Source organism: Cellulosilyticum sp. ST5, assembly GCF_046529625.1.
GTDB classification, from domain to species: Bacteria; Bacillota; Clostridia; order Lachnospirales; family Cellulosilyticaceae; genus Cellulosilyticum; species Cellulosilyticum lentocellum.
On sequence record NZ_CP132338.1, the window covers coordinates 1,436,458 to 1,461,416 of the forward strand.

At 33.8% G+C, this 24,959-nt stretch carries 25 protein-coding genes; 1 reads left to right on the top strand and 24 read right to left on the bottom strand.

Translation table 11 applies throughout. The features are described 5' to 3' along the window. Window positions 1-12 precede the first annotated feature (12 nt). The 6 genes from holA to QTL86_RS07130 are packed head-to-tail and all read right to left on the bottom strand — an operon-like array spanning window position 13 to window position 7,072. Complete coding sequence (holA, locus tag QTL86_RS07105) at window positions 13-972, bottom strand: DNA polymerase III subunit delta (RefSeq protein WP_410496867.1); 960 nt, start codon at window positions 970-972, stop codon at window positions 13-15. Beyond that, window positions 935-3,268, bottom strand: a complete 2,334-nt coding sequence (locus QTL86_RS07110) for a DNA internalization-related competence protein ComEC/Rec2 (protein WP_410496868.1) — start codon at window positions 3,266-3,268, stop codon at window positions 935-937. The genes holA and QTL86_RS07110 overlap by 38 nt, the downstream gene beginning before the upstream one ends. After that, window positions 3,258-4,220, bottom strand: a complete 963-nt coding sequence (locus QTL86_RS07115; protein ID WP_127066596.1) for a GerMN domain-containing protein — start codon at window positions 4,218-4,220, stop codon at window positions 3,258-3,260. The genes QTL86_RS07110 and QTL86_RS07115 overlap by 11 nt, the downstream gene beginning before the upstream one ends. Next, window positions 4,217-5,644, bottom strand: coding sequence for a HAMP domain-containing sensor histidine kinase (locus QTL86_RS07120; protein ID WP_127066595.1), 1,428 nt, complete (start codon window positions 5,642-5,644; stop codon window positions 4,217-4,219). Before QTL86_RS07120 ends, QTL86_RS07115 begins: the two co-directional genes overlap by 4 nt. Window position 5,645: 1 nt before the next feature. Further along, entirely contained in the window at window positions 5,646-6,332 is a 687-nt protein-coding gene (locus QTL86_RS07125) for a response regulator transcription factor (protein ID WP_013657125.1), read from the bottom strand. A gap of 32 nt (window positions 6,333-6,364) precedes the next feature. Then, the gene (locus QTL86_RS07130; protein WP_127066594.1) at window positions 6,365-7,072 is read right to left on the bottom strand and encodes a helix-hairpin-helix domain-containing protein; all 708 of its coding nucleotides are present in this window, start codon (window positions 7,070-7,072) and stop codon (window positions 6,365-6,367) included. A 115-nt stretch (window positions 7,073-7,187) separates the two neighbouring features. On the opposite strand from QTL86_RS07130, the gene QTL86_RS07135 reads away from it, so the two are divergent. Then, a complete protein-coding gene (locus tag QTL86_RS07135) occupies window positions 7,188-8,498 on the top strand; it encodes a D-alanyl-D-alanine carboxypeptidase family protein (RefSeq protein WP_410496869.1) in 1,311 nt (436 codons plus the stop codon). Between the two features lie 59 nt (window positions 8,499-8,557). Here the strand turns inward: QTL86_RS07135 and rsfS are convergent, their stop codons facing one another. From rsfS to QTL86_RS07225, 18 genes are all read right to left on the bottom strand, one after another. After that, entirely contained in the window at window positions 8,558-8,902 is a 345-nt protein-coding gene (gene rsfS / locus QTL86_RS07140; RefSeq protein ID WP_127066593.1) for a ribosome silencing factor, read from the bottom strand. Window positions 8,903-8,921: 19 nt separating this feature from the next. Next, entirely contained in the window at window positions 8,922-9,890 is a 969-nt protein-coding gene (locus QTL86_RS07145) for a calcium/sodium antiporter (protein ID WP_013657121.1), read from the bottom strand. A gap of 25 nt (window positions 9,891-9,915) precedes the next feature. Further along, on the bottom strand, window positions 9,916-11,136 hold the full coding sequence (gene nadD, locus QTL86_RS07150; protein WP_013657120.1) for a nicotinate-nucleotide adenylyltransferase: 1,221 nt from the start codon (window positions 11,134-11,136) through the stop codon (window positions 9,916-9,918). Window positions 11,137-11,261: 125 nt separating this feature from the next. Further along, the gene (gene yhbY, locus QTL86_RS07155; RefSeq protein ID WP_013657119.1) at window positions 11,262-11,555 is read right to left on the bottom strand and encodes a ribosome assembly RNA-binding protein YhbY; all 294 of its coding nucleotides are present in this window, start codon (window positions 11,553-11,555) and stop codon (window positions 11,262-11,264) included. Window positions 11,556-11,570: 15 nt separating this feature from the next. After that, window positions 11,571-12,848 (bottom strand): GTPase ObgE, encoded by a 1,278-nt coding sequence (gene obgE, locus QTL86_RS07160; RefSeq protein WP_013657118.1) that lies wholly within the window; start codon window positions 12,846-12,848, stop codon window positions 11,571-11,573. Between the two features lie 171 nt (window positions 12,849-13,019). After that, window positions 13,020-13,310, bottom strand: coding sequence for a 50S ribosomal protein L27 (rpmA, locus tag QTL86_RS07165; RefSeq protein WP_013657117.1), 291 nt, complete (start codon window positions 13,308-13,310; stop codon window positions 13,020-13,022). 12 nt (window positions 13,311-13,322) lie between these two features. Then, window positions 13,323-13,658, bottom strand: coding sequence for a ribosomal-processing cysteine protease Prp (locus tag QTL86_RS07170; protein WP_013657116.1), 336 nt, complete (start codon window positions 13,656-13,658; stop codon window positions 13,323-13,325). Between the two features lie 5 nt (window positions 13,659-13,663). After that, the gene (gene rplU / locus QTL86_RS07175; protein WP_013657115.1) at window positions 13,664-13,975 is read right to left on the bottom strand and encodes a 50S ribosomal protein L21; all 312 of its coding nucleotides are present in this window, start codon (window positions 13,973-13,975) and stop codon (window positions 13,664-13,666) included. Window positions 13,976-14,094: 119 nt separating this feature from the next. Beyond that, window positions 14,095-15,522, bottom strand: a complete 1,428-nt coding sequence (locus QTL86_RS07180; protein ID WP_127066592.1) for a ribonuclease E/G — start codon at window positions 15,520-15,522, stop codon at window positions 14,095-14,097. After that, entirely contained in the window at window positions 15,519-16,211 is a 693-nt protein-coding gene (locus QTL86_RS07185) for a TIGR03936 family radical SAM-associated protein (protein ID WP_410496870.1), read from the bottom strand. The genes QTL86_RS07180 and QTL86_RS07185 overlap by 4 nt, the downstream gene beginning before the upstream one ends. Then, window positions 16,201-18,048 carry a TIGR03960 family B12-binding radical SAM protein gene (locus tag QTL86_RS07190; RefSeq protein ID WP_127066590.1) on the bottom strand — a complete coding sequence of 616 codons (1,848 nt, stop codon included), beginning with the start codon at window positions 18,046-18,048 and terminating at the stop codon, window positions 16,201-16,203. Before QTL86_RS07190 ends, QTL86_RS07185 begins: the two co-directional genes overlap by 11 nt. Then, the gene (locus QTL86_RS07195; RefSeq protein WP_013657111.1) at window positions 18,045-18,353 is read right to left on the bottom strand and encodes a hypothetical protein; all 309 of its coding nucleotides are present in this window, start codon (window positions 18,351-18,353) and stop codon (window positions 18,045-18,047) included. The genes QTL86_RS07190 and QTL86_RS07195 overlap by 4 nt, the downstream gene beginning before the upstream one ends. Before the next feature lie 107 nt (window positions 18,354-18,460). Continuing rightward, on the bottom strand, window positions 18,461-18,856 hold the full coding sequence (mgsA, locus tag QTL86_RS07200; RefSeq protein WP_013657110.1) for a methylglyoxal synthase: 396 nt from the start codon (window positions 18,854-18,856) through the stop codon (window positions 18,461-18,463). Between the two features lie 13 nt (window positions 18,857-18,869). Beyond that, the gene (rodA, locus tag QTL86_RS07205) at window positions 18,870-19,988 is read right to left on the bottom strand and encodes a rod shape-determining protein RodA (protein WP_127066589.1); all 1,119 of its coding nucleotides are present in this window, start codon (window positions 19,986-19,988) and stop codon (window positions 18,870-18,872) included. 31 nt (window positions 19,989-20,019) lie between these two features. Then, a complete protein-coding gene (gene minE / locus QTL86_RS07210) occupies window positions 20,020-20,304 on the bottom strand; it encodes a cell division topological specificity factor MinE (protein WP_013657108.1) in 285 nt (94 codons plus the stop codon). A 16-nt stretch (window positions 20,305-20,320) separates the two neighbouring features. Beyond that, the gene (minD, locus tag QTL86_RS07215; protein ID WP_013657107.1) at window positions 20,321-21,118 is read right to left on the bottom strand and encodes a septum site-determining protein MinD; all 798 of its coding nucleotides are present in this window, start codon (window positions 21,116-21,118) and stop codon (window positions 20,321-20,323) included. 22 nt (window positions 21,119-21,140) lie between these two features. Then, entirely contained in the window at window positions 21,141-21,827 is a 687-nt protein-coding gene (minC, locus tag QTL86_RS07220) for a septum site-determining protein MinC (protein ID WP_127066588.1), read from the bottom strand. Window positions 21,828-21,860: 33 nt separating this feature from the next. Continuing rightward, window positions 21,861-24,941 carry a penicillin-binding transpeptidase domain-containing protein gene (locus tag QTL86_RS07225; protein WP_410496872.1) on the bottom strand — a complete coding sequence of 1,027 codons (3,081 nt, stop codon included), beginning with the start codon at window positions 24,939-24,941 and terminating at the stop codon, window positions 21,861-21,863. Window positions 24,942-24,959: the final 18 nt, after the last annotated feature.

A 24,959-nucleotide genomic window follows, 5' to 3' on the forward strand; every position in this document is an offset into this window, starting at 1 on the left:
GGTCTTTTTATTTTATCCGTTTAAACAATTCATAATAAGCATCTCTACACATTTACTACTTTCCATCTTACCTGTTTTAATGGCTTCATCAGTATTTAAACATGCTTCTAAAATATCTTCTAGCTGTTTAAACTGGTAGTGTTGTACCTGCTCACTCATTTCTTTCACCACAAAAAAGGGAAGTTTTGTTTCAGCAGAGATTTCTTTGAGTGGACTTCTATTAGCCAATAAATATTTAACTTGGTACATCATGCGAAACTGCCTTGCAATAAGCACTAAGATACCAATAGGGGATTCCTTACTTTGTATCATGCGGCTATAAATCTCGAGTGCCTCATTGCCCTCATGGTTTACTATTTTTTTTACCATTTCAAATACACGTGTTTCTAATGAGAAAATACATATTTCATTAATAGCTTCTTTCGTTATAACCCCATCTTGAACATAACTGATAAGTTTTTCCCATTCTCCCAATAGATAAGCCATATCTTCTGGCATTTTTTGTATAAAATAACGAAGAGTCATTTCATCGCTACTAAGTCGTTTTTCTTTACAAGCATTTTTTAAAAATTGATAAACAGCCTCCTCACCAGGAAAATGAAATTCTACAATTTGTGCTTTTGCTTTCATGGTTTTATAAAGCTTATTTCTTTTATCTACTTCTTTTTCATCTATTAATAAAACCACATAATCTGGTATATGAGCCACTAAAGTCTCAAACTTTTCCGTTTCTTCTTTTTTTCCCGTTTTAAATAGTCCAGTTTCTTTAAGCAAAATAAGCTTTTGCTCAGCAAAAAAAGGTAGGGTATCTACAGCATCTTGAACTTGACTTACTATGACTTCTTTATCTTGTGCTTCATAAAAATTCATCATTTCATTGCCACTTGCAAGAACTTCCTTTTTGACCTTTTCAATATATTGTCCTTTTGACCAACTATCTTCCCCTAGCAGTAAATAACATCCCTGCATCATGCTCTAAATCCTCTCTTTGTTTGTTTATTTTCATCTTATAGCCATTTGTCTCAATCCAAACAGCTCCTGTTTCATTTGTTTGGCTATACGTAATATGATTCTCAGTTAGTAAATCAGTAACCTCTTTATGAGGATGTCCATAACGATTCTGCCTGCCACAACTTATCATAGCATATACAGGATTAACTTTCAAAAGAAGTTCTTTTGAGGTACCTGTTCTTGAACCGTGATGACTTATTTTCAAGATACTAATAGGATTTAACTGACTATAAATCCATGACTCAGAATCTTTAGATTTGTCGCCTGTAAATAAAGCTGAAAAAGCCTTATATTGTAGCATGCACACAAGAGAATTATCATTAGCTATTTCTTTCGGAGTTATAAAGTTAGGTGCTAATGCTGTTAGTTTTAAATCTCCTAAAACAAGTTGATCTCCTCTCCCTATAGCTAGTATAGGAATCTCTTTTCTCCTACATTGTTCTTTAAATCGCACTAAGTTTTCAGATTCATCTGCTTTAGATATACAAACCTGCTTAACACGAATAGTTCCTGATATAAGTTCTATTAACCCACCTATATGATCCTCATCTGAATGAGATAAAATCATCATATCAATTTGGGTCTTACCTTTATATTTTAAATAACGTTCTATAACACCTCCTTTTCCAGTCTTACCGCCATCAATAACAATCACTTGTCCTTTTGGTGTAATAATAACAGCGCCATCTCCTTGCCCTACATACAAAAAAGCAACATTCAATTCTTTTGGAATTACTTTAATACCTACTATTAGAGAAAGGGTTAATAAACAACTACAGGCATATAATTTTATTTTATTGCCAATCCCCCATACTCCATAAAGAAATAAACCTATAACTATTATATAAAGCAAGAGTTCTATACCACTAGGTCTACCTACACAAATGGTACTTAAAGGAACTGATAACACCAAACGAACCACAAAACTTATAACTTGTAATAATAAACTGATTACAGATGCTAACAAATATCCTAAGGGCCAACCCAACAATCCCATCAATAAACATCCCCAACCACCAATCATTATCAATGAAAATAGAGGAATAACTATAAAATTAAGCAAGCTACTTAAAAAGGGAACTTGATAAAAGTGATAGGCTAATGGAAGTGACAAGATAAGCTGAATAGGTAACCATGGCAATAACCATTTGTGCCATGGTTTCATTTTTTTCTCCTCTTCCAAATGCTCAATGATTATTTGACTTATTATGATGGCTACCATTGCAAGAAAGGATAATTGAAATCCCACAGCAAACAACTGATAAGGTTGTACAATTAAAATACATAAACTAGCCAGGGCTAGATTGATCCATCCATCCTCTTCTTCCCAAATAAGACGACCCATTACTAGAAAGCTCATCATCCAAGTTGCTCTTAACGTAGATACTCCCCAGCCTGTCAAATAAGCATATAACCATATGCCTAAAAGAACTATTAAATAACGTAGGGTATAGCTCATCCCTAATTGCCCCATAACAAGCAATAAAAAGCCTGCAATCACGCCTACATGAAATCCTGATATACATAAGACATGGCTAATTCCTGAATCTGTGTAGATTTCATCAGTACTTGCTTCTAGCGCCGTATCATCTCCTAAAAGTAAAGCTTTCATAATCCCCTGGTCTTTCCCTTGGAATAATTCATCCAACTTACTTTTCAATTTGTTTTGAAGCTTCTCTATCCACGGCGTTTTTACATCTTGGGTTAGTATTTCTTCTACCTTAATTCTGCCTACTATGTTTTTCGTTTTAAGATAGGTAATGTCATTAAAATCACTCGGATTCATCGCTCCTTCTATAGCTTCTACCGTTCCTCTAACGTCTACCCAATCATAAGGAGTGATAGTGTTTACAGTATTAACACTGAGTTGTAATGAAGACCGAAGCTGTACTTTATGCTTTTCTTTATATAAGGTTACATGTTTTATAGAAATATACTGTCCGTAAGCTGTATTTTGCACTTCATATACTTCGCCTTCTAATTGTACCCTATTACCTGGTTCAAAGTAATGGGGTTCTAATCGAAGAGGATGTATGGTCAATAAAAGAATTCCTGCTATACTACTTATCAAAATTATCATTAAGCCCTTATAGCGATATTTTAAATAGTAAAATGCCCCAACACTAAGTAACCCTAGTATAAAAAAAGAGGAAACATATTTCTCATTTAGAAACATGTTTCCCCCTATAATACCTATGATGAAACCTAATGTCATATGGGCAATTGGACGAGTTAAATACTTACTTTTATTCTCCAATATAAGCCTCATTTCTTTCAAAGGTATCTCTTAAATCTATCTCTTTTGTAAACTCAATATCACTTTTTCCATCTACTAAAAAAGCTACCTTTTTAATTTTAGGAATATCGGTACGGAGCTTAGGAATCTCCGTAAGTGAATTAACAATTGCATAAATCATTCTTTCTTTCACCTCTGGCGAAGTAAAAAACTTTGATTTTAAATCAAAGGATAAGTCTACTTGACAAACACCATTAGTTGTTGTTGCATCATTCACTTTCATATCACTTGGTAAAGAAGCTGATAATCCTTCAGAATTAGGTCCTTTAATCAGTTCTTCAATAAGCAATTTCTCTACAGATGTAGGATCACTTACACGAACACCCCTTTCCTCTTTTACTAACTTACCTTCTGCATTTACGAAATACAATGGTAAAGTATATGGTGTTGTTGCAGGATTAGGTTCTAACACATTAAGTTTAATATTAGCTTGTGAGATAGGTCCTATAACCTTTCCAGTACTAGTTGTTAAAGGGCTATCTTCAATATAAAAGTCAACACTATCAATGAAATCTAATTGTGTCAAAGAATATACAATAGCAGCTCGTATGCCGATACGTTCCTGAGTGGCTAAATTATTATAGTCATTACTAAATTTAATTTGTACCATACGGTCATTGATATTTGTAGTAACGCCTATGATGGGCATAGGATTAGTTGCTACAAGTGTATTTCCCTGTATATTCTTATTCATAGCTAGTTCATCAATAATATACTCTACTTTTTCTTGGTCTGTCCCTAAACTTAGAAAGGCTGCTCCTAGTGGTTGACTAAATAACTCACCTTTTGTAGTATCAAAATAATAAATTTGTGGGGAACCATCTGATTGAATTGTCGTCTTGGTGCAGCCTGATAAACTGATTAGTACCACTAACAATAGGAATAATCCGATTTTACCTTGTTGCTTTTTCATTTAGTACCTCCTTCCCATACATGGCGCAGCGGGAATTGAACACTAAATACTGAGCCTTTTCCTTCTTCACTTTCAACTTGAATGGAACCATTATGCATAATAACCGTTTTATAAGTAATAGCTAATCCTAAACCTGTTCCACCTGTTTCTCGATTACGTGTTTTATCCGTTCGATAAAACCGTTCAAAAATTCTAGATTGCTCCTCTTTAGCAATACCTATACCAGTATCTTGAACTGATATGAATGCATCCTGCAAATCACTTTGAATCACAACCCCGACTTCTCCACCACTTGGTGTATATTTAATGGCATTTTCAATTAAATTAGTAAGTGCTAAAGTGAATTTCACTTCATCAATTTCTGCAATAATATCTTTATGACTTTCATAAATTAATTTAATCTCTTTCTTTTTTGCCAGTGGCGTTAATCTCTTTAAAATATTTTGTGTCATTTCATTAATGTCTACATTGGCAATATTAAGTGGAATTTCTCTTTGATCTAGTCTTACCAAAGTTAACAAATCAGAAATAATATTATTCAGTCTGTCAACTTCTGAGTTAATGTCCTCAAAAAACTCTTTATACATCTCTACTGGTACATCTTCTTGAAACATTAAAGATTCGGTTAATACTTTGATCGATGAAAGAGGTGTTTTGAGCTCATGTGAAACATTCGATACAAATTCCTGTCTAGACTGCTCTACTCTTTGTAGTTGATCTGTCATATGATTAAAAGCATTACCTAATTCTGCAATCTCGTCTTTACCAATAACATTTACCTTCTGATCCAATTGTCCATTCGTAATTTTTTGAACGAATTTCATAAGCGTTTTTAAAGGCTTAGTGATAACAGATGAAGTAGCAAAGCTAAGCAGGCCCGCAATAAGTGCAATCACTAAAGAGAGTAGGTAAATTTGATTTTTCATATCTTGAATAGGTAAAAAAACATCTTTAATTGATGTCACTAATACTACAGCTCCCACCACAGTTTTTTTATCCTTATCAAGTACAGGAACTGCTGCTGTCATAATCGGCAATCCTTCAATCTTCTGAGCCTTTTCCTGATTATTGAGTGCTGAAAGAACTGTGTCATTCATAAGTGTATTATTGGTATCAGCCCCACTAGAATCCATAATAACAAATCCAGATGCATCTACTACTAAAATCCTAGCCCCATTTTCACTACTTTTACTAGAAATTAAAGTTTTAAATAAGTTATAGTTACTATTATCTATTAAATAGTTACCTTCCTTAACTTGAGTAGCTACCATATTAGCTTTTCCTAACCATCCCTTTTCACTTTCTGTAAGATAGTAAGTCTCCATACGGTCTAAAATAACAGAAGAGAAAAACATAAGAGGTATATAGCTAATAATGAAAAATAAAAATAAAAGTTTCCATCTTAAGCTATGAAACCATTTCATCTTAATCTTTAAAATAGTAACCTACCCCCCATTTTGTATAGATGTATTCAGGTTGTCCTGGATTAGGTTCTATTTTTTCACGTAAACGTCGTACATGAACATCTACCGTTCTTACATCTCCCGGATATTCTCGTCCCCAAATAGTATCTAAAAGCTGGTCTCTACTATACACCTTACCTGGATGTGTAGCAAATAATTCTAGCATGTCAAATTCTTTAGCAGTTAAATTCATTTCTTGATTTTTAATAAAGACGCGACGACTATTTACTTCTAAGCGTAATTCTCCCACTTCTATTGTTTTTTTATTCGGCACTTTTTCAGCATGTTGTGATCGTCTTAATATAGCTTTAATTCTCGCTTTAAGCTCTAAAATATTAAAAGGTTTTGTTACATAATCATCAGCACCATACTCAAGTCCCATAATTTTATCCATGTCTTCACCTTTAGCTGTAAGCATAATAATAGGAATATTAGAAAATTCTCTTACCAACTGACATACTTGCAAGCCATCATATTTAGGTAACATCACATCTAAAAGCATCACGTCATATTTATTATTTTTTACATAATTAAGGGCTTCTTCACCATCATAAGCTGCATCTACTTCCCAGCCTTCTTGTTCTAAACTAAACTTAATGCCTTTAACAATTAACTTCTCATCATCTACAACTAAAATTTTGCTGTTCATTCCCTCTCCTCCTCTTTTGTTAAATAGTAACTTCATACTGTAATAAGTGCTTTTAATTTATCAAAGGTCTTATCTCCAATACCAGAAACTTCTTTTAGATCATCAATACTTCCAAAAGCTCTTACGGTTTTTCTGTAATCAATAATGGCATTAGCTTTAACTTCTCCAATACCTGGAAGACTCATTAACTCAGTACTGTTTGCTGTATTAATATTAACAAGAGTTGACTCTCTTATATGACTCTCTTCTTTATTGTCATATGAAGTAACTGTTTTGTCAATTTCTTCTCCTATTTTAGGCACAATAATTTTCTCATTAGGTACGATAGAAGCGGCTAAGTTAATTGCTGTCATATCCGCTTCCTCACTGAATCCACCACTTAAACGGATTACTTCATCCACAATAGCCGTAGCTGTTACATAATATACTCCAGGTACCTTGACAGCACCACAAACATAAATCGGTACCTTAGTTGGTATAGTAGGTGAAGGCATCACTGCTATAGATTCACTTACTCCTATCTCACTCTTCGTAGGAGTTACGGCACTTTTTAAATCTTGTTCCATCAAGTTTTCGGTACCCTCATGGGTCGTTTGTGTACTAGCTATATTTTCACTTGGAACAGTAGTAAGCTGAATAGGATTCTCTTTATTGGTTTGGTATAATAAAACACATAAATTAATAATAAATAAGACACCAAATAAAATCACTATTTTATAGCGTTTAACTAATTCTACCATATTATCACTCCTTATACAAAAGTGTTAACATATTTTTGATAAATTAGACGGTTTTACTTACTAAAATGTTAAAAATCTGTTATACTATTAGCTATTGAAAGGAGTTATTTTACGAATGAAACGAAAAGTCTATTTATGTTTAAGCTTAATCTTGACATTATTTTTTTCATGTCCAATTATTCAAGCAGAAGAAACAGCGCCACAAATAGAAGCAGAGTCTGCTATTTTAATTGATGCTACAACTAAAACTGTTTTATATGAAAAAAATGCCTATAGTAAACAATATCCAGCAAGTATTACCAAGCTTATGACAGCTTTATTAGCTATAGAAAACCTACAACCTACAGATACCATTACTTTTTCAAAAGAAGCTATATTTGGTATTGAAAGAGGAAGTAGTCATATTGGTATGGATGTAGGTGAACAAATTACTGTGGATCAAGCTTTACATGGTTTATTACTTATGTCGGCTAATGAAGTAGCAAATGGTCTTGCAGAAGCTGTTAGTGGTTCAATTGATGCCTTTGCAATACGTATGAGTGATCGTGCTAAGGAGTTAGGTGCACTTAATACGCACTTTGTAAACCCTCATGGTTTACATGATGAAAATCACTATACCACTGCTTACGATATGTCTTTAATTGCTAGCTACTTAGCAGATAATGAATACTTTCTAAATATTATGAAGGATTATATTTACCAAATTAATGGTACTAACAAAACAGATGAAATCCGCTACCTCTCTCAGGACCACAAAATGTTCAATCCTTTAAAAGATGCCTCTATTTTTAGAGAAGATGTTATTGGTGGTAAAACAGGCTATACAGATCAAGCTAGACATACTCTCGTAACTATTGCCAAAGAAGGAAAAACAACTTTAGTTGCAGTGGTAATGAAATCTGAAAAAGGTACCTTGTATTCGGATACTAATACACTTTTAGATTACGGCTTTAATTCTTACCATTCATTAGCATTGCATAGCCCAAATGAAACCATTAAAACATTACCTCTTTATACGATTAAAAGTGGTCAACCTTACCAAGCAGGGAGTTGTTCTATTGGTGTAGAAAAAGACTTATCTGTTCTTGTTCGCAATGATACAACTCTACAAGAGATTACTACCAGCCTAGAATTACCTGAATATATTGATATGACAGCTAAAGAAGGTGACGTTATTGGCGAGATCACTTATATGGTTCACTCCAAAATTCTAGGAACAAATAAACTGGTTATTCAAAAAATAGATTATCAATCATCTCCATATACAGCAGTCGTTCCACCTATAGAAAAAGCCCCGGCTCTTACATTTGTCTATGTCATTGGTCTTATTGCTGTTCTTGTACTCATTCTTATGTTAATCTTATTGATTAGAAAAAAACGTAGACAACGCTCTAATCAATTAAAGTTCAAAAAGCTATTTAAATAAAAAGATAGTTCTACTTAAAAATAAGTAGAACTATCTTTTTATTTAAATGAATCATTAATTTAAAATTCTATTCTTATGGCATCTTGCCAAAGCCTCGATAAACCGTAAAATTGAGCATGCTCTTCATCTAAAATATGAACGATAACTTCTCCATAATCTAATAAAATCCAATTTGATGTTTGATAGCCCTCTTTATGAATAGGTATTCTCCCATATGACGCTAAACATTCTTCAACTTCATCTGCCATTGCCTTAGTTTGTTTAACGTTGGCTGCAATAGCAATAATGAAAAGTTCTGCTAGCGGTGTAAGTTGTGCTACATCTAATACATCTAGTTTTACTACCTTTTTATTATTGATAGCTGTCGCAATTTGTTTACCAAGTGTGTAAGTTTCAGTATTCAAAAGTATAAATTCCCCTTTCTTAAATAGCTGCCAGATTTAACTGAGAAATAATCAAGTAGCCATAGTAAATAATAAATAGCATTAAAAAGCTCATACCTTCTTTTTTTGAAATTTTTTTGTCTGTTATACTAAAGAAGAAAAGAATAATGGTGGTAACAATCATAACAATTAAGTCTAATCCTATAGGATCCTTAGGTATAATACTGCCAAATAGAGCAGCCGGAAAACCTGCAACAAAGCAAATATTGAATATATTACTACCTATTATATTCCCAATAGCTAAATCTTGTTTACCTTTTTTTGCAGCTATAATAGAAGTTACTAATTCAGGTAAGGAAGTTCCAAATGCTACAATGGTTAATGCAATAAAACGTTGACTAACACCTAGAACTTCAGCAATGGCAGTAGCTGAACTTACTACAAAATTACCACCAATAATAATGGCAGCTAATCCTAAAATAGAATAAACTATAGCTTGTTTAAGAGAATACTTACTTTCAATTTGTTCTGCCTCTCCGCCTTTAGCCAATGTAACTAAATAATAAATAAATATAGAGAAGAAAATTAAAATTGCTATGCCATCCGCTCTTGAAATCATATTGACGCTCCCATTTCCTAAAGGAATGTCCATAATAAGTACACTCATTAATAAAGAAACTAAAAATAAAAATGGTATTTCTTTTTTAATCGTATTATTTTTCACATGAATAGGGGCAATCATAGCTGAAATACCTAATATTAATAATATATTTAAGATATTACTTCCTAAGATATTTCCCATCACCATATCACTGTTTTGGCTTAGTACAGCTTTAATACTTACCGAAGCTTCAGGTGCACTGGTTCCAAAAGCTACAATAGTTAATCCAATTAAAATATCTGGCACATTGAGATGTTTTGCAATCGAGGAAGCACCATCTACAAAAGTATCTGCACCTTTAATCAGTACCACAAAACTAACAACTAAAATAATCATCTGCCACAACATATGCTAGTCTCCTTTAATTAGTTGATTATTTCTCTACATCAAATTGTTTATAATAAGCTAACAGTTCATGCGTAACAGGATGAACGTCTTGCTTCAAAATATTAGTTACATAATTATAAGAAGAATAAAGTGCTTTGTACATAGCACGGTCTAAGTTATACTGGGCCAAATGCTTAATCTGCTCTTTTCCTTTATAGGAACTTCTACCTTCTTCTGTCATATCTGCTAAATAAATAACCTTTTCTAAGTCTGTCATATTTAGTCTGCCTACTGTGTGATATTTTATACTATTAATAATAGATGGCTTATGAATCCCCCACTCATGTTCTAGAATAGCAGCTCCTATTTTTCCATGTGCCAAATGCAAATGTGATTTTTCAAAATCATCTAAATCAATTTGATAGCGTTCACATAGTCTCAAACTTTCTTCTTTAGGCAATTCCTTCGCAATATCGTGGAACAGTGCGGCAATAAAGGTTTCATCATAATCTAATCCATTTAATTTAGCATATTCTAGTGCCATCTCTACAACACCTCTTGTATGCGCATAACGTTTAGGCGAAAGCCTAGAGGCTACATAACTATACATCTGGGCTTTTTCATCTTCAGTTAAATGCAAATCATAATCATATAAACTATGCTTCTTAATGTAGTTTTCAACCTCTTCTGGTACTAAATATTTAATAGGCTTTAACTCGCCGATTCTTTTTCTAATATTAGACGAAGAAATGGCTAAAGCAGGTACCTCTAAGAAATGGATATTCGTTTCATATGTTCGATTGAGTTCTTCAACTTGTTTAAGAAGTTCATCTTTATTATAACCTGGTCTTGTCACAGCAACAAAGTCACAAATCTGCAATAACTCACTGCAATCCTTCCAACCTAAAATTTTGTGAATAGCATCTGCTCCTGTAATAAAGTATAATCTTACATTCTCGCCATAAATACGTTTTAGCTCTTTAATGGTATCAATCGTATAAGTAACACCTTCACGCTCTATTTCAATGCGTGATACCTTGAAACTAGGATTAGCAGCTGTTGCTAATACCGTCATCAAATAACGATGTTCACTAGTAGTCATATTGATATTAGATTTATGTGGTGGATGTCCTGTTGGTACAAATAATACCTCATCTACACCAAATTCATGTCTTACCTCTTCCGCCGTTACAAGATGTCCTATATGTATGGGGTCGAAGGTACCACCCATAATCGCTAATTTTCTAATTGCTTTTTGCTTGTACATAACAAAGTCTCCTTAACTTAAGTTCAACATCTCTTCTATTATACCCGATTTTTAGCAAAATTAAATAATAAAATAAAGGTATCTAGAAGCGGCTAACTTCTAAATACCTTTTTATCGTGTTGATATTAAACTAATGTAATTTTTGGATTCTTTTTAGCTGGCTTGTAAAGCACAATCTTTTTTCCAATGACTTGTACAACTACTGATTTTGTACGCTCTGCTAACATGATACTCATTTCTTTTGGGTCTTCAAGGCAGTTTTGGAGTACACTTATTTTAACTAATTCCCTTGCATCTAGTGCAAGCGCTACTGCTTCCGTTACTTCAGGTGTTAAACCATTTTTACCAATTTGAAAAATAGATTCTGTTTTTTGTGCTAAAGATTTTAAATAAGCTCTTTGTTTACTTGTAAGTGTCATTAGACACCTCCCTCTTTATTTAACGTAATCAAACTCTAAATCATAAATATTAACGGTATCGCCTTCCTTGATACCTGCATTTTCTAATGCTTCTATAATGCCTTTTTCACGTAAATATTTTTGGAAGAACGCAAAGCCTTGTTCTGTATCAATAGCTGTATAACCCATCATACGCTCGATACCATGACCTTCTACAACGAAGTAGCCTTCATTTACTTCTTCTACAGTGAATGGTTCATTAGACATTGTACTAATTTCTTCGAATTCAGGCTCAAAGACAATGTTTTCGCTAGGCACAGTTGCTAGTAAGTCTGCGACATCTTTTAAAAGTTCTTGCAAGTTTTCATTACCTGCAGCTGAAATAGGAAGTACTTTAATTCCTTTTGGTTCAAATTCAGCTTTAAGACGTGCTATATTTTCTTCACAGTTACCCATATCTATTTTATTGGCTGCGATAATCTGTGGCTTTTCTTCTAAAATTTTAGGATTGAATAATTCAATTTCCTTTTGAATAGCATAAATATCCTCTACTGGATCTCTGCCTTCACTACCTGCAGCATCTACTACGTGTAAAAGTACCTTTGTTCTTTCTACATGGCGTAAGAAATCATGCCCTAAGCCAATGCCTTCTGCAGCACCTTCAATAAGTCCTGGAATATCAGCCATAACAAATTGCTTACCATACTGGTTTGTTACAACACCTAAATTAGGTGCAAGTGTTGTAAAGTGGTAGTTAGCGATTTTAGGCTGTGCATTACTTACCATAGAAAGTAATGTAGATTTTCCTACATTAGGGTAACCCACTAAACCAACATCTGCTATCATTTTTAATTCTAGGATAAGCCAGTATTCTTTAGCTGGTTTACCTTTTTCACTATAACGTGGTGCTTGTCTTGTTGCTGTGGCAAAATGTTGATTACCACGACCACCTTTACCACCTTTAAAGAGTATCTCTCTCTGACCTGCTGCATGTAAGTCTGCTACAACGTGTCCTGTTTCGGCTTCACGAATAACAGTCCCTTGAGGTACTTTAATAATGAGATCTTCTGCATCTTTACCATGACAACGCTTTTTACCACCGTTTTCACCATCAGCAGCTTTGAAATGTCTTTGATGTCTAAACTTCATAAGTGTATTGCACCCTGAATCTACTTCAAAGATGATATGGCCTCCACGACCACCATCTCCACCATCTGGTCCTCCATTAGGAACGTATTTTTCTCTTCTAAAAGAAACGTGTCCGTCTCCACCTTTTCCCGATCTTACAAATATCTTGACTTTATCTACAAACATGTTGTCACTCCCTTCTTTCTTTAGTTTGTACAACATTTAATTATTTTAAAATAAATCAATCTCACATTTATTTGCCTACCCTCTTTTTATGATATAGAGCCTAGTCAAAATAAATATCCCTATACCATAAAAAGAAGGTTTCAACAAATGCTGAAACCTTCTCAAAGTTAACTATGCTTCTTGTGCAACTGGATATACAGAAACTTGTTTTTTGTCTCTGCCTTTGCGTTCGAATTTAACTCTACCATCCACTAAAGCAAATAATGTATCATCGCCACCGCGACCTACATTGTTACCTGGATGAATTTTAGTTCCTCTTTGACGGTATAAAATATTCCCAGCTTTAACGATTTGTCCATCGGCTCTTTTAGCACCAAGACGTTTTGATTCTGAGTCACGACCGTTGCTTGTTGAACCTTGTCCTTTTTTATGAGCAAAGAATTGAAGGTCTAAACGTAACATGTGATCCACCTCCTATTTATTTAGAATATTAATGTATTTTTCTCCGTACATTTCCTTGACGGTCTCAAGACCTAATATCATACTTTTAATAAGTAGTTCGGCTTCTGGTGCATATTCCCCTGTCTTACGACGTGGAAATTCTACATCAATAACGCCTTCTTTTTGATTAATACAGATTTCTTTAAAAGGCTCATCTGTATAAGATTCTATAGCATTTAATGTGTTTATGGTAAGCATGCTAATTGCAGCACAAACAACATCTTCACCATGTTCAGCAAAACTAGCATGTCCGTCTACTCTAAAGCGATAAACATGTTCGTCTTTCTGATAAAATGTAACCTCCGTCATAACAATTAAGCTTCAATAGCTTTGATTGTCACTTTTGTGAAAGGTTGACGATGACCACGTTTTTTGTGGTAAGATTTTTTAGCTTTGTATTTGTAAACGATGATTTTTTTACCTTTACCTTCAGCTACTACTTCAGCTTTAACTGTTGCATTAGCAACAACTGGAGTACCTACAGTTAAAGAATCCTCTTTACCTACTGCTAAAACTTTGTCAAAAACAACTTCTTCACCAGCTGCAACATTTAATTTTTCAACGATAATGCTGTCTCCAACTTTAACGTTGTATTGTTTGCCACCTGTTTCAATAATTGCGTACATGTGTACACCTCCTTATTCCGAAAACTCGCCGAATACGGTACTGCCAAGACAGTTTAGACCTCTTCGTGCGGCTTAAAACACTTAAGTATTCTATCATAGGGCATCTATCCTGTCAACGCTTATCTTTGATAAAATTGACATAAAAACATTTTTTTTGAACTTGCAGTGCTTCTTTCTATTTGAAGTTGTAAATTATAAGCATTTTCTAATTGTTCAATACAATTATTTTTAAGAAGAAATTGATAAAAAATCGGAGCTACTTCCACAAAAACAGCTGTATGCTCTGTTTTTTCACTGATGTCCTTAATGGTCTTCTCTAGCTCCATCATATAGTAGGATAAGCTATTTTCACTATAGGGGGCTTCACATTGTATACAACTTGTAAAAAGTTGTTGTGGAAGTCCAATATACTTTTTAGTTCGAGAAAATTGTAATAAACCTAAATCTGTGAGAGGATAGACCTTTGTTCTTCTATCTCCCCACTTATTGAGTAATTCTTTGGCGTATTCATAGATGTACTGTTTATCTTCCTGACTAGGCATTTCAACTAAATCAATCACAATTATTCCAGATAAATTACGTCTAAGCATTTGCAATATACTTTCTTTAACAGCCAAAAGATTAAGATCTAAAACAGCCTTTTGAGGATTCTTAGTTAAAATGGCCTTAGCGCTATTCACATCAATAACTGTCATAGCTTCTGTATAATCTATTACTAAATTACCACCATTCTTAAGCCATATCTTCCTATTTAAGAGTTGTGTTCGCTTTTTTTCAATATCATAAACCTGAAAAAGTCCTTCTATCTCATTACATAACTTGAATGAAATGTGCTCCTCATCATCTTCTTCTCCTATATCAGCTTGAATAGCCGATAATACACTTTGTTGATTACAGATAATTTCTACTTTCTCCGCACCTTCTAGCTCTTCTCTAACAATCTGCATGAATAAAGGAGGATCTTCATAGAGCTGGGATCCCTTTGATAGATAATCTTTAGCTTTCATAAAAGCATCTGCTTTTTCTATCAGTTCAAGTGCATCTTTTTCTAAAAGTGATTCGCTAGCATTCTTAGCTGTAGTTCTCACAACAAAACCATACTTGCCATTAGACAAGCACTGTAACTTTTGTTTAAGTACTTCTCTAATTTCTTGTTCTTTTATTTTTTTAGAAATGTTTATACCCGTTTCAAAAGGTAAACAAACTAAAAATCTCCCCATCAAATTAACTTTCCCAGTTAATTTATAGCCCTTTTCCCCACTATTTTGCTTAACAACTTGTACAGGTAATCTACTACCAGGCGAAAGTTTATTTTGATAGCATTCGGGTACTTGTTTTATATGAAGTAAACCATTTTTTTCTTCTCCAAAATTTACAAAAACAGCTTTTAAATTTTTAACAACTTGTTCTACTTGTCCTACAACAATGCGATTTTGTTTATCACTCTTTATACAAGTCTCTAAATAAAAAGAAATAAATTCACTTTCTTGAAGAATAGCAATCTGTGTTGATAAAACATTTTTTTCAATTAAAATTTGTTTTCTCATTCAACTCTACCAAATGTATCAATTGCCTGATAGCCTTGGTGCCCTTCTGTATACATTTCCTTCCTTGTCACCTGAATCTCATAGTCTGTTGTATATTCTTCAATTAAGGCTTTTACTAAAAGTTCAGGATTTAAGTTTTGGCTACTCCCTGCTAATACCTGACTTTGAATATGAATACCATCTTCACACGCTACAATATTACAACTCAAAATAAGGGGTTTAATATCAATTGGTTTAATACCCTTCTTCCCTTTTTTCATAACTGTTAATTCATCTGAGCGACTTAATCGTTCTTTTAATAGCTCGGCTGATAAACTATCATTTTCTTTTAAAACAAGTCTAATGTCATAATCAGCAGCAGCTACTAAACTCATAAGTGAATCTCCCTTATCTTCTACTTGCCATGATTCTAGGATACAAATACCACCTACAAGTACTTTATTTAAACGATCCATAACGCTTTCAGGTGCTATATCTTCTGCTGTAATAATCTCCATATATTCTCCTGTACTACTTACACCCACGCCTAAAGGCAAGGCAAAATAAACAAGAGAATGAGGACTAAAACCTTGTGAATAAGCAACAGGAATGCCGGCTACCTTAATAGCCCTTTGGAAAAGGCGCATTGTGTCTAAGTGTCCTACATACTTTACTGGTCCTTGTTTTGTAAATTTCAATCTAATTTTCATGACATAATCCCTTTCCAAATCTACTTGCACCACATCCTGTACATTTTTCTCGGCAGTTTGGCGTAGTGGCTGCTGCCTTTGCTCTTTCATTCTCGCGTATTAAAAATTGTTTTGTAACGCCAATATCAATATGATCCCATGGTAAAATTTCTTCATAACTACGTTCACGGTGCGCATAAAACTCAAAATCAACCCCTGTTTCCTTAGCAGCTTCTAACCAAGCCTCTGGTTTGAAGTGCTCTGACCAACTATCAAAAGTACACCCTTTTCGATAGGCTTTATAAATAAGTTCAGCTACTTTTTGGTCACCTCGAGCAATCACCGCTTCTAAAACACTGGTTTTAGCATCATGGTGATTATACCTAATTTGTTTTCTTTTAATGGCACCTTTTAAAAGTTTAATTTTGTGTTTGAAGCTTTCTTCACTGTCTTGTGATGCCCATTGGAAAGGTGTAAACGGCTTTGGCACAAAACAAGAAGTACTTACAACTAACTGTAAGCCTGGTGCACGTTTTTCTTTATCAACTCCAAAATAGGTCATAGCAATCTTTTCTGCTAGTTCAGCAATTCCTAGAACGTCGCTTTCTTCTTCATTTGGTAAACCTAACATAAAGTATAATTTAACACGATTCCATCCACCCTCAAAAGCCAATTTACAACCACTTAATATTTCTTCTTCTGTTATATTTTTATTAATCACATCTCTTTGTTTTTGTGTACCTGCCTCGGGTGCAAAGGTCAAACTACTTTTTCGTACTTCCTGAACTTTTTGCATTAAATCTACTGAAAAAGCATCTACACGTAAAGATGGAAGAGAAATATTAACACACTCACTAGTGCAAAGTTCCATGAGTTCATTTGTAAAAGCTTCTAAATCTTCATAATCACTAGTACTTAAAGATGCTAATGATAATTCATCATAACCTGTGCTTGCTAATAAATTCTTAGCATGCTTTAACAGTGTTTCTTTGTTCTTTTGCCTTACAGGTCTATAAATCATTCCTGCTTGGCAAAAACGACACCCTCTGATGCATCCTCTAAACATTTCCAAGGTTGCCCTATCATGCACTGCACGGATCCAAGGTACCACCTGAGCTTTTGGGTAAAATGCTTCATTCATATCTGTCACAACTACTTTACGAATGGTATCTGGTGCATCTGGATGTAAGATTACACGCTCTTTAATAGTTCCATCTTCATGATAAAGCACTTCATAAAAGCGAGGTATATACATACCTGGTACTTTTAAAAGTTGAACTAAAAAGCTTTCTTTGTCACCGCCATTTTTCTTCCAAACTTTATAAAGATCAAAAATCTCATCATAACTTACCTCACCTTCTCCGATATAAAAAATATCAATAAAAGGTGCTAAAGGTTCTGGATTATAAGCACAGGGGCCACCTGCAATAATAAGAGGGTCCTCCTCAGTTCTATCCTTACTATAAATAGGGATATGAGCTAGCTCTAGCATATTAAGAATGTTTGTATAACTCATTTCATACTGTAAAGTAAAAGCTACAAAGTCAAACGCTTTAAGAGCTGTATGCGTCTCCAGACTGAATAATGGCAACTTTTCTTCGCGCATAATTTGCTCCATATCTGTCCATGGTGCAAAAACACGTTCACAATAAACATCTTCCCTTCTATTAAAGAAGTGGTATAAAATTTGCATTCCTAAGTGGCTCATACCTACTTCATATACATCAGGAAAACAAAATGCTACCCTTGTTAATTCCGGTGTTATTTCCTTTTTACTACTATTCAGCTCACCACCAATATAACGTGCGGGCTTATCTACTTTATTTAAAATCGAATCTGGTACTACTACTTTTGTCATTTTATCCTCCAGTATTTGTCACTCATTTCTTCTAGTTCATATATAAACTGTTTTACATCTTCTATTTCAACTGTTTGTGTTAACTCCTTCTTGATTTGTTCCTCAAACATAGTATTAGGCTCCATATACTTTAAAAATAATACCGCAATAATCATTATTATACAAATAGATGTTTGAATAAAAAAGCCATTTCCTCGAGTAGTTATACTGTTGGACTCAGTAGCTTCCTTCTTGTTATCTTCGGTAATATTTTTATTAACCTCTTCAATACTCATCTTTGATTTTTCTTCTCTTACTTGGTGCATATTAAGTCACCCCATATCTTTTTATACTATATATATGGACAATAGAAATGACTTATGCACCTGGCATTAAAATACCCACAAAATAAAAAAGACTTTAAAAAAGTCTTTTATCTCATTACCTCACGCCAGCTTAGATCACCTCTCTCTAATGCTTTTACAAGCAATTCTGCAGTGGCTAAATTTGTGGCAATAGGTATATTATGAATATCACAGAGTCTTTCGATACTGCCTAAATCAGGTTCATGAGGTTTCTGTGAAACAGGGTCTCTTAAAAAAATCACCATATCGATTTGATTATGAGCAATTTGTGCTCCTAATTGTTGTGCACCACCTAAATGACCTGCTAAATACTTATAGATATTCAAATTGGTGGCTTCCTCTACGAGTCTACCTGTAGTACCTGTTGCATACAAAGTATGTTTTGTTAAAATATGTCTATAAGCAATAGCAAAGTTTTCCATTAATTTCTTTTTTGCATCATGTGCAATTAATGCAACGTTCATATAATCACCCTCTCTAAAACATCTTTTCTTCCCTGCGCATTGCAACATTAAGGACCAATCCTAATCCCATCATATTAGCCCATAGAGAACTTCCTCCATAACTAATAAACGGAATAGGGATACCTGTATTAGGTAATAAATCTGTTACAACTCCCATATTGACAAAGCCTTGCATTGCAATCATTCCCATATAACCTACCACAATAAACCGACCTAAATCATCTGGTGCACCTCTAGCAATCCAAATGCCACGTAATATAAAAGCAAGTAAAAGAACTACTACACTTACTGCCCCTATAAAGCCGAATTCTTCTCCAATAACTGCCATAATAAAGTCGTTGTGAGACTCTGGTAAATAATTAAGTTGACTGATAGAACCCTGGTATAATCCCTTGCCTTGTAAACCACCTGAACCTATAGCTTGTACGGCTCGTTGTGTTTGATATTTATCAGCTGAAGCATCTCCACCATTTACTAAGCTCATAATACGATTACGTTGATAATCTTGAATAAGCTTTTGATCAGGATTTTTAACAATATATACAAAAGCTATTACAACTACTAATAAGCTGACAACTGTTGCAGTAATAATATACTTAAAATCTATTTTTGACATAAATAATTGTATCACTAAAATCACAACAATGACAATACTAGTTGATAAATTAGGTTGTTTATTAACTAAAATAAATGGAATAAATTCAAATGCACCTATTATTAAGATTGGCCATAACTGATTAATACGGTTGTTATATTTATTAATGATTGTAGCGCCACATAAAATCATTCCTATCTTAGCAAACTCAGAAGGTTGAATTCTGATAGGACCAATTTCAAGCCATCTAGTAGCACCATTTACGTTTTTTCCCAAAAAGAAAACTGATGCTAATAAAATGATAATGCCAACATATATAATTAAATACCAATTAGCTAATAAGTGATAATCTATACTCATAACAATCAACATCAGTACTAATCCTGCAATAAAGAATGTTATTTGATTTTTCACATTAGAAGTGTCTCCAGAATATGCTGTGGCACTATTAATAGCTACAACACCTACTCCAAATAATATAAGCATTAATAAAATAAGCCATAAATCAATTCGTTTAATAAGTTCCTTAATGTGCATTTTTTAATATTAAGTCCTTTCAATTCAATAATTACTTAACTTTCTTTAAGTTCTTGATTGGAATATTGGCTGATAGCACAGGTGCTTTCTTTCCGCCTGCTTCATATTCCATATTAGAAATTTCAATATTTAGTTCTTCTGTATCTATATCTACATATTTGCAGATAACAGCAAGTATATCTGCTCTCATCATCTCAAGTAACTCTGTTGAGCAATTCATACGATCATGAATTAATACCAATTTAAGACGATCTTTAGCTACATTACTAGATTTATTCTTCTTTCCGAATAAAGTATTAAAATCTAACATCCCCATGCTTGTCCCCCCTTAGTTAGTTTCCAAATCCAAATACTTTTTTAATGCGTCCCATCAAATTATTGTTGACATTCAAATCCAAGAATGGAACATCTTCACCCTGTACACGAGCTGCAATATTTTTAAATGCTTTACCAGCTAAAGAGTTACCGTCTGCTGAAGCAGGTTCACCCTTATTAGTAGTGATAACAATATTCTCATCATCTGGAACAACACCTATTAGATCAATGGCTAAGATTTCAACAACATCTTCCATCGCCATCATGTCACCACGTTTCACCATATTCATTCTTACACGATTGATAATAAGTTGCATATTAGATACACCATGTGATTCTAATAATCCAATAATACGGTCTGCATCTCTTACAGCAGAAACTTCAGGTGTTGTAACAATAAGTGCACGATCTGCTCCTGCCACTGCATTTTTAAAGCCTTGCTCAATACCAGCCGGGCAATCCAAAATAACATAATCAAATTCTTCTTTTAAAGAATCACAAAGTTTTTTCATTTGTTCTGGACTTACTGCATCTTTATCTCTAGTTTGAGCTGCTGGTAGTAAAAAAAGACCTTCAAAACGCTTATCTTTAATTAATGCTTGTTTAAGCCTACATCTTCCTTCAACAACATCTACTAAATCATAGACTATTCTATTTTCGAGTCCCATAACAACATCTAAATTTCTAAGTCCTATATCTGCATCCACTAAAACTACTTGTTTTCCTTGTAATGCTAATGCTGTTCCAACATTTGCCGACGTCGTTGTTTTACCAACGCCACCTTTGCCTGACGTAATTACTATGACTTCACTCATCATTTTGCCCCCTATTATTATTTTACCTTAGCATATGATTTAAACTTTTTGCATCTAGAACATCTACGTATATCTGCTCTTCATTTAAATAAGCAATCTGTAGATCTTTACCATCCTTAGATCCAAAAGATTCACCTCGCGGTGCTTGTGCAATAATATTGCCTATACCAATTTGTATGGGATCCATAACCTCACTAATAATAAATGGATGTGGGTAACTATTATCTAATCCTGCATGGACCTTTCCTTTAAGACTTCCTAAAATAATCACATTTCCTCCAGCAGTAATAAGTCCTCCTGGATTGACATCGCCTAATACAATTACATTCCCTTTATAATCAATATGATTTCCAGAACGTACAATGCCATAATGAAAATGTGTTAAAGATCCTTGCTTACTTTCCAGCTGATCCTTTATCCAAATCCAGTCCTTATCATAATGAGTTTCTTCTCCTTCAAACTGATGGACAAACGAAATATTTAAGATATTTTGATGTGCCAGTAGGTCCATTAATTCTTCCTGCTGTTCTTTACTTAAAGAACGTCCTTTAAAACGTATACTAATTTTAGAACCCTTAAAAAATTGCTTAGATTCTTCTAATTTTTGTTTGAAATGGCTTATCACCTGTTCAAAGTCAGCTTGATTATCTAAGAGTACAGTAATACCATCAACTGTTCCTTTGAAAACGACAAGATTTCCCTCTCCCATATTTCCCCCTCTATTCTATATTAAAATAATGACTTATATTTTTTGCTTAAAATAACAAGATATTAAGTCTTTTGCAACCTCTTGACCATAGCTTCCTAAACGGTCTGTATCATACAGCGTAACCACAACAGCCATCTCAGGATTATCCGTAGGTGCAAAACCAACAAACCAACTGTGTGCATGATTGCCTTCTTCTGCTGTTCCTGTCTTAGCAGCTATACTTATACCTAAGTCTTTAAGCATTCCATAAGCTGTACCATTTGGTTCAGAAGTAACAGCTGACATGCCTTCATGAATGGCTAAGATAGTTTCTTCTTTTAAGTCTAAAAGTGTCTTTTTGGTATCTAGCTGAGTATAATACGTTGCCTTGGTATAATCATACATACCTTTAACAAGTGTTAGGTCACACATATACTTACCATTAGCTATAGCCGCAATATATCTTGCAATTTGCACTGGAGAAAAAGTATTATCTCCTTGACCTATAGCGCTACGTACGGTAATGCCATCACTCCACTTTAATTCTACACCATCTAGTAAGTCATTGACAATTATATTTATCATATTTTGTCTTATTTTTAATAGAATATCTTCAAAATTATTGTTTTTTAATGTTTTTATCCTTTGTAATTGTATTTTAACAACGTTAGCTTCTTCCTTCTTATCTGAGTTCCTAATAAGCTGGCGATATAACTGTGTATAAGTCGTTTCATAAGCATCTAGTATTTCATCATTATTCATTGCATCTTGTACATCGTCTAAATGAGCATCTAGTATTTCTCCAACCCATGTTTGTATGTCAGCTACCATACTCTGTTTAATTGTTGTTTCTATCTTCTTAGTATCCGCACCAATTAGTGCTTTCTCAATCCACTGCTCTATAAATAGTGATGCATTCTCTTTTAACCTCAAATCTATTGTCTTGTAGATTTCTATAAGAAGTTCCTCATAAATAGGTGTTAGCTCTTTTTGAACCATAGGCTCGATTGCCAATGCTAATCGTTGCTTGTAATATTTTGCTTGTTCAGTGTCCATAGGAAAATCTATTGGCAATTCATTTAAAATACCTTGGCGCATTATTTCTTTTACACTTTGAATACGTTTTATCCTATTCTCAGCTATTTCGCCTTGATAAGTATTTAAAGCTGTTTTAAGTTGTCTATTTAAAAAAGCAGATGGATTAGAAATACAAGGCTCACTTTCTTCTAGCTCAATTCCTGTTACATGGTCTAGCCCTAGCTTCTTACCATAATAGGAAAAAATATTAGCTGCATCAAACGGTTTTTTACTTAAATTTTCTAGCCGCATAGCTACTTCATAAAAATAATAATTACACGATACAGCCAATGCCTTTTTTAAATTGACTTTTCCATGAGTGGTTCCGTTTGTATTGGCTACCCAACATTTTGGATACGGAACACCTGCTTTTTTATAAATACCTTCATCTAAAATCTCATCCTCTGGTGTTATTACACCTTCCTCTAATCCAGCAATAGCTGTTAGCATCTTAAAAGTTGACCCCGGTGCTTTTAATGTCTGCATACTTCTATTCCATAAAAGACTGCGAGAATCACTATTAACAATGGGCCAGTACTCACTAAAGGAACTTACCATCTGATTATTATCATAAGTTGGATAACTTACTTGGCTCAATACCTCCCCCGTTTTAACATTAACAATAACAGCAGCACCACTCGAGGGGGTAACATCTACTTGAGATGGTTTTAAGCTACCTGATTTAAACAAAGTTATTATATAATCTTCTGTAGTACCCTCTAAATCACTTTTTAATAAGCTCATTTGCTTTAGACTTAAAGAGATTACTTTTTGTTCATTTAAAGCTAACAGTATTTCCTTTTCTTTAACTAACGTCCCATTACTGAATCCTTCTAATAATAAATCTTTAAGACTAATAGTAGAGGCTATAACCGGATCAAGTGCATTATACGCTACCATGAGACGTTGATAAATATCAAATTGCATAGTTCCTTCTGAAGCTTGCTGCATTAAAGCAATTTGAAGTGTATTACATCTAATAATTGAACACAACACTTCCTTACTAGTGAGTGGATTAGATTTTTGTGATAAGCGTTCTATGATGGCTTCACTTAATCTTTTCTCTATGCTTTTGTATGTTGCTAATTGAAGATCTGCATCTATAGTAAGATATATACTGGCACCAGTACTAGCTTCCTTTGTATTTAAAGTAACTGCCCTTTGACCCTTTTGATTAACTGCAATAACTTCCTCTCCTGATTCACCGTGCAAACTAGCTTCAAGACTTTTTTCAAGTCCCATCTGGCCTACATCTTCCCATAAATGATAGCCTTTTGAAATATAATTTTTAGATTGCACGCTGGTTATTTTTCCCGTATACCCTAAAATACTACTTAAAGCTTCACCATAAGGATAAGTCCGCCTTGCTTCAACTTCTACAGTAATCCCCGGAAATACTTTGCTTTGCTCTTGAAGATATAAGGTAGTTTGAGAAGACACTTCATCTGACAATTTAACACGTTCATATTGTTTATACGAATAAGCATATAATTCATACTCTATCCCTATAAGCTTTCTAACTTCTTCCATAGTGTACGTATCAGCTATTTTAAATCGCTTTTTTAAATAATTCAGAAGTTCCTCCGCTGTATAAGTTTCTAGTTCTTCACGCTGCAAGTCTGTGTCATAAGGCACGCCATATAAAAAATTCCTAACTTGACTCTTACCAGATGTATAAAGAAAAGGTGATTGTTTAGAGATAGGTACTTTATCTATTAGACTATCTCCATTTTCTTCAACTACTTTTTCTAATTGAATAAAAAGCTTATGTTTCTCTTCTATAGAGGTTTGTTTTTCTAGATTGTAATAAATAACGTAAACCGGTTTATTAGTAGCTACTTCTTTTCCATTACGATCATAAATCGTTCCACGTATTCCTGGAATATGAATGGTTCTCTGTATACTATTATTAAGTGCATCAACATAATAATGGTGTTTTATTATTTGTAATTCATAGAACTCAAAAACCACTATTCCAAATGCTAATGTGACACCTATACTTAATAAAAATAGGCGATTTTTTAAAAAAAGGAGAAGCTTGTTTAAGATTTTACTCAACGTTGCTCCTCCTTTCAT

Excerpts from the sequence above, each read along its gene's own strand:
- obgE (WP_013657118.1), bottom strand. The coding sequence starts at position 12,848 with ATGTTTGTAGATAAAGTCAAGATATTTGTAAGATCGGGAAAAGGTGGA.
- QTL86_RS07190 (WP_127066590.1), bottom strand. The coding sequence starts at position 18,048 with ATGACAAAAGTAGTAGTACCAGATTCGATTTTAAATAAAGTAGATAAG.
- QTL86_RS07185 (WP_410496870.1), bottom strand. The coding sequence starts at position 16,211 with ATGAAAATTAGATTGAAATTTACAAAACAAGGACCAGTAAAGTATGTA.
- holA (WP_410496867.1), bottom strand. The coding sequence starts at position 972 with ATGATGCAGGGATGTTATTTACTGCTAGGGGAAGATAGTTGGTCAAAA.
- rplU (WP_013657115.1), bottom strand. The coding sequence starts at position 13,975 with ATGTACGCAATTATTGAAACAGGTGGCAAACAATACAACGTTAAAGTT.
- QTL86_RS07170 (WP_013657116.1), bottom strand. The coding sequence starts at position 13,658 with ATGACGGAGGTTACATTTTATCAGAAAGACGAACATGTTTATCGCTTT.
- QTL86_RS07180 (WP_127066592.1), bottom strand. The coding sequence starts at position 15,522 with ATGAGAAAACAAATTTTAATTGAAAAAAATGTTTTATCAACACAGATT.
- QTL86_RS07120 (WP_127066595.1), bottom strand. The coding sequence starts at position 5,644 with ATGAAATGGTTTCATAGCTTAAGATGGAAACTTTTATTTTTATTTTTC.
- rpmA (WP_013657117.1), bottom strand. The coding sequence starts at position 13,310 with ATGTTACGTTTAGACCTTCAATTCTTTGCTCATAAAAAAGGACAAGGT.
- QTL86_RS07115 (WP_127066596.1), bottom strand. The coding sequence starts at position 4,220 with ATGAAAAAGCAACAAGGTAAAATCGGATTATTCCTATTGTTAGTGGTA.
- QTL86_RS07195 (WP_013657111.1), bottom strand. The coding sequence starts at position 18,353 with ATGCACCAAGTAAGAGAAGAAAAATCAAAGATGAGTATTGAAGAGGTT.
- QTL86_RS07125 (WP_013657125.1), bottom strand. The coding sequence starts at position 6,332 with ATGAACAGCAAAATTTTAGTTGTAGATGATGAGAAGTTAATTGTTAAA.
- mgsA (WP_013657110.1), bottom strand. The coding sequence starts at position 18,856 with ATGAACGTTGCATTAATTGCACATGATGCAAAAAAGAAATTAATGGAA.
- yhbY (WP_013657119.1), bottom strand. The coding sequence starts at position 11,555 with ATGACACTTACAAGTAAACAAAGAGCTTATTTAAAATCTTTAGCACAA.
- QTL86_RS07130 (WP_127066594.1), bottom strand. The coding sequence starts at position 7,072 with ATGGTAGAATTAGTTAAACGCTATAAAATAGTGATTTTATTTGGTGTC.
- rodA (WP_127066589.1), bottom strand. The coding sequence starts at position 19,988 with ATGCACATTAAGGAACTTATTAAACGAATTGATTTATGGCTTATTTTA.
- QTL86_RS07135 (WP_410496869.1), top strand. The coding sequence starts at position 7,188 with ATGAAACGAAAAGTCTATTTATGTTTAAGCTTAATCTTGACATTATTT.
- minE (WP_013657108.1), bottom strand. The coding sequence starts at position 20,304 with ATGGGGATGTTAGATTTTAATACTTTATTCGGAAAGAAGAATAAATCT.
- minD (WP_013657107.1), bottom strand. The coding sequence starts at position 21,118 with ATGAGTGAAGTCATAGTAATTACGTCAGGCAAAGGTGGCGTTGGTAAA.
- nadD (WP_013657120.1), bottom strand. The coding sequence starts at position 11,136 with ATGTACAAGCAAAAAGCAATTAGAAAATTAGCGATTATGGGTGGTACC.
- minC (WP_127066588.1), bottom strand. The coding sequence starts at position 21,827 with ATGGGAGAGGGAAATCTTGTCGTTTTCAAAGGAACAGTTGATGGTATT.
- QTL86_RS07145 (WP_013657121.1), bottom strand. The coding sequence starts at position 9,890 with ATGTTGTGGCAGATGATTATTTTAGTTGTTAGTTTTGTGGTACTGATT.